This is a genomic window from Ideonella azotifigens (assembly GCF_006519715.1).
Taxonomy (GTDB): Bacteria; Pseudomonadota; Gammaproteobacteria; order Burkholderiales; family Burkholderiaceae_C; genus Ideonella; species Ideonella azotifigens.
In genome coordinates this window covers 1-923 of sequence record NZ_VIDT01001205.1, presented here as the reverse complement: position 1 = coordinate 923, position 923 = coordinate 1, and the positions used below count along the sequence as shown (strand labels likewise).

At 67.8% G+C, this 923-nt stretch carries 1 pseudogene; it reads right to left on the bottom strand.

Going from position 1 to position 923, the window contains the following annotated elements:
• A pseudogene (locus FKP22_RS31620) lies at positions 1–923 on the bottom strand (RHS repeat domain-containing protein); the annotation flags it as partial.

The window sequence follows — 923 nt, the reverse complement described above, 5'->3', positions numbered from 1 at the left end:
GGCTGGGTGACTTGCTTGAGCAGGCCGGTGGCGTAGTAGTCGTAGCTCGTCACCAGCCCGGTGCCGCCGCCTGCCGGGGTCTGGGTGAGCTTGCTCAGCCAGCCTCGCAGGTGGTACTCCCGGCTCTCGGTGCTGCCGTTGGGCAGCACGGTGGTGAGCACTTGGCCGAGCTTGTTGTACTCGGTGTACTGGGTCTTGAGGGGGTTGGCGGTGCTGGGGCCCTGGGTCACGGTCTTGAGGTCCCCCAGGGTGTGGCCGCGGGCGGCTGCGCCTTCTCCGGTGAAGCTGGTGGGTTCGGTCCAGTATTCGTAGGTGGTGGCCTTGCCGCGCGGGTCGGTCTCGGTGAGGACCTGGCCGTACTGGTTGTAGCTGTAGCTCCAGCTGCGGGTGTCGGTCACGGTGGCGTTGGCCGCACTCAGGTTGCCCAGCGTGTCGGTGGTGGCCTGTTCGTAGCGCTTGCAGATGACGGCGATCTTGCTGCCGTCGGGCAGCGCAGGTGCGCTGGGCGCGCAGTTGAGGGTCGGGTGTGCCGGGTCGACCGGATCGGCCAGGCCGTTGTAGACGGTGGTGGTGATGAGGTTGGGCTCGACCACCTGCGTCTGCAGGTTCCACAGCGGGTGCCACTGGGTGCTGATCTTGCGCTGGGGCTTGGCCGGGCCGACGATGGTGGCGGTGTAGCTGGCCAGGTCCGCCGGGCAGGTGTCGGCTGACTTGAGGCCTTCGACCCGCACCGTCTCCCGGTTGCTGCTGTCGTAGGCCATGCAGCTTCGGTTGCCGGCGAAGTCGACTCGGCTGGTGGCGTTGGCGTTGGCGTCAAACGTCTGGCTGCTCGATGCCGCGCTGCAGCCGCTGCCCCCGGGCTGGGTCTGGGTGCTGGCGTAGCTCATGCCGTTGACGATGCTCGCGCCCACGGTGTTGCTGTA